The sequence below is a fragment of the Catalinimonas locisalis genome, assembly GCF_038039535.1.
Classification (GTDB): domain Bacteria; phylum Bacteroidota; class Bacteroidia; order Cytophagales; family Cyclobacteriaceae; genus Catalinimonas.
In genome coordinates this window covers 1-1093 of sequence record NZ_JBBPHP010000110.1, presented here as the reverse complement: position 1 = coordinate 1093, position 1093 = coordinate 1, and the positions used below count along the sequence as shown (strand labels likewise).

The following is a 1093-nucleotide window of genomic DNA, read 5'->3' as shown; positions in this document are numbered from 1 at the left end:
ACTGAAGTTACGCAACTAAGCTGATACCTAATCCTTGCTTTATATCATTCAAATAGGCAAAGGCAGTTTTAATAGCTGGTAGATATAACTTTGCCTTTAGAGCAAAATGATTATTTTTTGTCTTGAGTTTAATCTGTTCAAGCTTACAGAATGCAACCATAGAACAGAAGAAATGATTTTTTTGTGTTCTAACAGTTCCTGTCGGAGACTTTGCATATGATGCGTTGCTTTTAACCGACTTGTACATAATTTCTACATTCCAACGGTAAGCATAGAAGGCTTTGATCTCTTCTGCGCAAAGCGCTGAGTCACTGGTTACAAGATAGAGTTCTCCCACACTACCGTCTTTATTATGATAGACGGCTTTGGTGAGCCATATGGCAAAATCAACCGCAGCGGCGGCCGCTTGCTCAAGATAGATTCTGACATGCTCCCCTTCTTGCAAATCCAGTGAATCCAGTCGCTTATATTCTCCCGCTTGCTTTGCACAGCTACTTAGGGCAACCTTGCGATTTTTCTTTAAAGGCATGATAAAATTATATCCGCAGTCTTGTTTGATAAAGCGCATATTCTCTGCTGAACTGAACCAAGAATCTGCCAAAATGTAGTCTACATGGGATAAATTGATGCTAGCCTGCTTGACAAGCCTTCTAAATAACTCTTGTTTGCCAATAGATGCTTTCCGTACCAGCTTGCCCTTAACATTGATCTGCCAAACATCTTTTTCTACAAACTCTACCCCTACAGGAACTGAAATGCCTGCACTATAGAATAGACTACTGATCTGGTTAACACCTTTTACCGATTTATTCACAGTATGATCATAATGCCAACATATCAAAGCATTCTCTTGGGTATAGGGTTTGGTCTCCACAGTGTCATCTAAGACAAGAAAGCTCTGCTGACCTAGCTGCTCGGCCTGACGAACAGTAGGCTTGACCAACTTCCATAGAGTCTTAGATGTGAACTCCTCATTTGACAGAAAACGGGTAATCTTGTCATGACTAAGCTCACCATCAAGCATGCGAGACAGGCCTGTAGCACTTGCTTGGCTAGTAGAGACTAGAAGATAATCTGTGTATAAATCAAGTAA

The 1093-nt window shown here is 40.9% G+C and carries 1 protein-coding gene; it reads right to left on the bottom strand.

What is annotated here, in order from left to right; all coding sequences use genetic code 11:
* Positions 1–7: 7 nt before the first annotated feature.
* Positions 8–1093 (bottom strand): IS701 family transposase (locus WJR50_RS34090; protein ID WP_341297796.1); only part of this gene is annotated, 1086 nt, incomplete at its 5' end.